At 57.2% G+C, this 5,570-nt stretch carries 6 protein-coding genes; 2 read left to right on the forward strand and 4 right to left on the reverse strand.

Annotated features, from left to right (window positions below; translation table 11 throughout):
* Positions 1–30: 30 nt before the first annotated feature.
* The 4 genes from QZL66_RS03205 to QZL66_RS03220 all read right to left on the reverse strand — a co-directional run bounded on the left by QZL66_RS03205 (position 31) and on the right by QZL66_RS03220 (position 3,662).
* Positions 31–1,290, reverse strand: a complete 1,260-nt coding sequence (locus QZL66_RS03205; protein ID WP_369677351.1) for an ABC transporter substrate-binding protein — start codon at positions 1,288–1,290, stop codon at positions 31–33.
* The gene (locus tag QZL66_RS03210; protein ID WP_022410315.1) at positions 1,291–1,422 is read right to left on the reverse strand and encodes a hypothetical protein; all 132 of its coding nucleotides are present in this window, start codon (positions 1,420–1,422) and stop codon (positions 1,291–1,293) included.
* Between the two features lie 137 nt (positions 1,423–1,559).
* On the reverse strand, positions 1,560–2,423 hold the full coding sequence (locus QZL66_RS03215) for a C39 family peptidase (RefSeq protein WP_022410316.1): 864 nt from the start codon (positions 2,421–2,423) through the stop codon (positions 1,560–1,562).
* 9 nt (positions 2,424–2,432) lie between these two features.
* A complete protein-coding gene (locus tag QZL66_RS03220; RefSeq protein WP_022410317.1) occupies positions 2,433–3,662 on the reverse strand; it encodes a nucleotidyltransferase in 1,230 nt (409 codons plus the stop codon).
* A 186-nt stretch (positions 3,663–3,848) separates the two neighbouring features.
* Here QZL66_RS03220 and QZL66_RS03225 point away from each other — a divergent pair, with 186 nt between their 5' ends.
* The gene (locus tag QZL66_RS03225) at positions 3,849–5,042 is read left to right on the forward strand and encodes an acetate/propionate family kinase (RefSeq protein ID WP_022410318.1); all 1,194 of its coding nucleotides are present in this window, start codon (positions 3,849–3,851) and stop codon (positions 5,040–5,042) included.
* A gap of 91 nt (positions 5,043–5,133) precedes the next feature.
* A complete protein-coding gene (locus QZL66_RS03230; RefSeq protein ID WP_022410319.1) occupies positions 5,134–5,523 on the forward strand; it encodes a cytidine deaminase in 390 nt (129 codons plus the stop codon).
* The last annotated feature ends 47 nt before the right edge of the window (positions 5,524–5,570 follow it).

Below are 5,570 nucleotides of genomic sequence, written 5' to 3' on the forward strand. Positions count from 1 at the left end.
TCCACATATATTTCTTGTGAAGACAGGTTCTTATTTCCCGTTGATCTCGTTGATATAGTTCTGCACCTGATCGTAGATGGAGTTCACCGACTCGCTCCACGGCACACCACGGGACGCAGCACGAACGCCGTGTTCGCTGCTGTCCAGAACACTGGTGACATCGGCGGAAATGCCGTTGTAGAAGTCGAAGCTGTGGTTCTCCAGCGCCATCTCGTTCATCTTGTTCTTCATCTCGATCATCTCGTCCGTCCACTCGTAGTCGTCAATGAACTGCTGGTCGCTGATCTCCTGTGCGCCCTCGCAGACCTTGCTGAACCGGAAGCAATCCAGGAACTTTGCCACGCCCTCCGGATTGTGTCCGCCCTTAACGAAGCAGTAGGCGTTGATGCTGGCGGGGATGTAGTACTCGTCCGCCTTTTCATATTTGGGCACCGGCACAAAGAACACGTCCTCGCCGAATGTCTTGGACCACTGGGATTTTTCCGTGCCCAGTGTCCACAGACCGCAGGGATAGAACAGCAGCTTGCCCTCGCCGATGTAGTAGTCACGGGAAGTCCAGCCGTAGTCGCCCACGCCCAGTGCGATATAATCCGACTGCCACAGGTCATACATCCAGTTCTGGTAGTCCTCGATTGCCTCGTTGCGCAGGTTGTTCACCAGCTTGCCGTCCTCCAGACCGATGTACGGAACACCGGTGGAGGCGGAGAGCCCTGCCTCGAAGTACCAGCTGTCGATGCCGTAGTGCTCGTTGGAGGTATCCACGAACTCGGACAGCATGTCCTGAAATGCGTCCCAGTCCCACTTGCCCTTTTCGAACAGCTCTGCCGGATCGTCCAGACCGTTTTCGTCGATGGTCTTGCGGTTATAGATAATGGCGCAGTTGTCGCCGGTGACCTCTACTGCAGCCACATAGTGCTTGCCGTCCCAGATCATGCTGTCGTTGGCATCCTTTACATCTGCCCACAGCTCCGAATCCAGATCCAGATAGTCGTCGTAGGGAACGAACATGCCGCGAACCGCACCCTTGGGGAATGCGTCCCAGTCGCCGGCATAGAAAAAGTCAATGCCCTCGTCACTATTGATGGCGTTCGCCAGATCGTCGTACCGTGCGCTGTGTGTGGTCTGGTGCCACTCAATCTTTCCGCCGTAGCGTTCCTGAAAGATTGCCAGCTCGACGGGTGTCGTCTTTCCGGTGTCGTCCGAATTGATGTCCCATGTGGAGAGCCACTTGATGGTCTTGTTCTCCAGTTCGCCGGTCAGACGCTCGTCCGACTTCGCCAGATCTGCCAGCTATTCCCGTGTTGCGGCGGACATGTCCTTTTTCGGTCCCTTGTCCGCCTCCGATGCGCCGCATGCCAACAGCGGCACTGTCAAAACTGCCGCCAGCAGACAGCTCAGTGCCATTCTTGCATATCGTTTCATGCGAGTTCCTCTATCTCCTTTTTTGTTCCGCTCGGACATTTTATGTTTATTATAGCATATTCTGCACCGTATGCGCAATGCACAAACTGCACGAGATTCCACCTGCTTTTCCGACGACATCCACAAAATGCAATAGATTATTGCGGATAAATTGCCACAGCCTGCCGGTGTATCAGTTCAAAACGGTTCTCAAAAACATCCATGTCATAGTCGATTTTCCCCTCCAGCGGATCGCACACTGTCACCGTGTTGGCATCCAGATCGTAGCCGCACAGCAGCAGACAGTGCTCATTGACCAGAAAGACCGCATCATCGCCGTCAGGAGTCGTCCAGTAGTACCGCTCCTCCACGTTGGGTGTCATGCTGATGGTCGCCCAGGTGACAACCGGTGTGCCACCGGCCACCTGTCCAAGCAGCGTTTTCAGAGAACAGCCCGTCAGATTCTGCACCACTTCGCCGCCGCCCTGATCGGCAAGGTAGTTCTGCGCTGTCTGTACGATGACCGGCGCATAGCATCCCCACGAGGTGGGGTCATAGGGTGAGCCGATAAATGCCTCGTCAAAGGTGTTCTGGTACGCCTCCCCACGAATCAGGTAGTCGTCCGCCATGGTCAGCTTATCCACATCATAGCCCAGATAGTTCAGCGCCATGGTCAGCGAGGTGATCTCGCACCCCGTGGGAAGCTCCGGATTCTGCAGAATCGGCTGTGCGTCCAGCTGGCAGCTGCGCACCGGCAGTTCTGCCGGCTCGGCGGGCAGGGTCAGCGTCGTGACCGCCTCGGTAGCCGGCTCCGTTTCCGGCATGGTCTCCGCCATAGCAGCCACCACCTGCGATTCAGACGCTTCCCCGGCGGCAAGCTGCGACACTTCGGCAGCCGGTGTTTCCGATGCCGCCCTTTTCTGATACTGAATGATACCAAATACAACGGCAACGGCAGCGATCAGCAGCAAAAGCACCAGGACTTTCCGCCGCATACCCTGTTTCTTTTTGGTCGTACTCATCTTGATTTCTTACGCTCCTTCTGTTTCAGTCCGATGGTTCTGCCGCGGCTGCATTGCCGTTTTCCGGCGGAAATCGGTTTCCCCCTGTCCGATGACAGAGCGAGAGAGCTGGTAAATATCCGTTGCCCTCGCATCCAGCTGGGCGCAGCGGTATGCATCGGCGCTGCTCTGGGAAAGCTCCGCCAGCGAATGGGAGAACGGCAGCAAATGCCGGTTTTTGGAATCGTGCAGAATCTGCCGTCCCACGTCGTTGAACGCCAGAATTCTGCCGTAGTGCGGAATCTTCTGCATGTCCTCGTTGCGAATGCCCAGCAGCATGTGCAGCAGGATCCGGCGCAGCCGTGCCATGGGATACCGCTTGGTCTGGAGGTGCGCCATCAGCTCCTCCAGCGAAGCCGCACGCTTTGCCTTATACAGCCGGTACTCCAAGCCCTGCGCCACCTCTGCCACATCGTGCAGTTCCTCCGGCGTGCTGGTGCGCAGCCGGTACAAAATGGGGCGCTCCAGATTTCGCAGCGAACCGATCTTTCCCTCTGCCGCCGCATCCCGCAGCACCCGCCACGCAAACCCCGGCATCATCCGGCGGCAGTCGCCGCCCTCGCTAAAATACTGCCGGATATAGGTGGCGCTTGCCGTGCCGTCCGCACCGGACTGCATGCTGTTGTGCCCCGCCCCGCGCCGCTGGATGGTCATGGGTTTCAGAGGGCTGTGCATCTCCTCCATGGCGTTCAGATAGGCGATCGCCAGCGTGTTGTTGGGCTGGCGGAGAACATCGGCGATCTCCCTGCCGCAGAGCTGTTCCACCATCTGGGAGAGCACCGCCGGATAGGAATTGCCGGAGCGGGTGAGATCGTCCAGCACATCGGCGTACTCCGTCTTGCACACATGGCAGGCTTTCGCTGCCTGATACAGCAGGTGCAGGTCGCCGCACTCGCTGCCGAAAGAGATCTCCTGCACATTTCCCAGCGCCGTCAGCAGCGCCACCCCGCCCATGGCGAAATTCTCCGCCGGTGCCAGCGCATATGCCGCCGGCAGTTCGATGACCAAGTCCACACCGCCCTGCACGGCAAGCCTGGCACGGGTGAATTTGTCCAGAATGGCGGCATCTCCACGCTGGACAAAGTTTCCGCTCATGACGGCGACAATGCCGTCCGCTCCGTTGCGGCGCACCTGTTCCAGATGGTACAGGTGTCCGTTGTGCAGCGGATTGTATTCACAAATGATACCACTGATTTTCATGCTGAATCCTCCGTAAAATTTATGGAAAACGAGAATTTTCCGGCAATGAAAAGGGGAATTTTTGCAAACCCCTTGCATTTTCCGCAAAAAAGTTTATAATAGTATAGGGAAGGACAAGATTCCTGTCCCTGCATCGGCATCTTTTGGATGGTGCCGCTGTAACATCAGAAAAGGAGAAATACCCCTATGATTATTCTTGTTGTAAACGCCGGCAGCTCCTCCCTGAAGTACCAGCTCATCGATATGAAGGATGAGTCGGTCATCGCCAAGGGAAACTGCGACCGCATCGGCATCGACGGCCACCTGAGCCACAAGACTGCCAGCGGCGTCAAGGTTGAAGAGGACTGCGCATTCCCTACCCACGCAGAGGCTTTTGAGCGTCTGGTTCAGGCGCTGACCACTGGCGAGGGCGCTGTGATCTCCAGCATGAGCGAAATTTCCGCCGTTGGCCACCGTATCGTACAGGGCGCAGAAGTTTTCACCAAGACCACCATGGTAACAGACGAGATCATCGAGAAGATCGACGAGCTGCGGGAACTGGCACCGGTACACAACCATGGTCACGCACTGGCACTGTGGGCATGCCGCAAGATTCTGCCGGATGTTCCGCAGGTCGTTGTCTTTGACACTGCATTCCACCAGACCATCCCGCAGAAGGCATTTATGTATGGCTTCCCGTATGAGGACTATGAGCAGTATCATGTCCGCAAGTACGGTTTCCATGGCACCTCCCACCGCTTCGTTACCGCAAAGCTGGCAGAAGTACTGGGCAAGGATCTGAAGGATCTGAAGATCGTTTCTTGTCATCTGGGCAACGGCTCTTCCATCACTGCGGTACAGGACGGCAAGTCCGTTGACACCACCATGGGCTTCACCCCGCTGGACGGCGTTCTGATGGGCACCCGCTGCGGTGCGGTTGACCCGTCCGCAGTTACCTATGTTGCCGGCAAGCACGGCTTTGATGTGGCTGCAATGGACACCTACATGAACAAGCAGTCCGGTATGCTGGGCATCTCCGGCAAGTCCTCCGACTTCCGTGACATCACCGCAGCAGCAGAGGCTGGCGACAAGCGTGCCACACTGGCAAAGGATATGCTGGTTTACGACATCAAGAAGGACATCGGCGCATATGCAGCAGCCATGAACGGTCTGGACGCTGTCATCTTCACCGGCGGCATCGGCGAAAATGCGCCGAACTGCCGTGAGGAAGTCTGCGAGAACATGGAATATCTGGGCATCAAGATCGACAAGGCTGCCAATGATTTCAAGGGCGAGCTGCGGAAGATCTCCACACCGGATTCCAAGGTAGAGGTCTGGGTCATCCCGACCAACGAGGAACTGCTCATCGCACGGGACACTCTGGCAATGATCAGCAAGTAAGCAACGATTTTCTGCGGACTGCCGCAGAAAAGGCGAAGCCGTCCTCTGGCGGACTTCGCCTTTTTTCATCTTTCCAGAAAGGACGATCCCCATGGATTCTCAGCTGACACTCACCCAGCAGGCACTTCAGGCACGAGCCAATGCCTACGCCCCCTATTCCGGCTTTGCCGTGGGCGCTGCCCTCGTTGCAGAGGACGGACGCACGTTCTACGGCTGCAATGTGGAAAACGCCTCGTATTCCATGACCATCTGCGCCGAGCGCAGCGCCGTTTTTTCCGCCGTCGCCGCCGGTGTCACCCGATTCCGGAAGCTCGCCATTGTAGGCGGCAAGACGGACGGGGAGGCAGCGCAGGTGCCCTGTCTGCCCTGCGGCGCATGCCTTCAGGTGCTGGCGGAGTTCTGTCCGCCGGACTTCCCCATTCTGCTGACAGACGGCGTGCACCTGCTGGGGGAATTTCTGCCGGCACAGTTTCGGCTTTAAGCCTTGCTCTAAGGCAATACCGCACAAAGATTGTGCGACAGATGCGT

It is taken from the genome of Ruminococcus sp. CAG:330 (assembly GCF_000437175.1).
In the GTDB taxonomy this organism is placed as follows: Bacteria; Bacillota; Clostridia; order Oscillospirales; family Ruminococcaceae; genus Ruminococcus_C.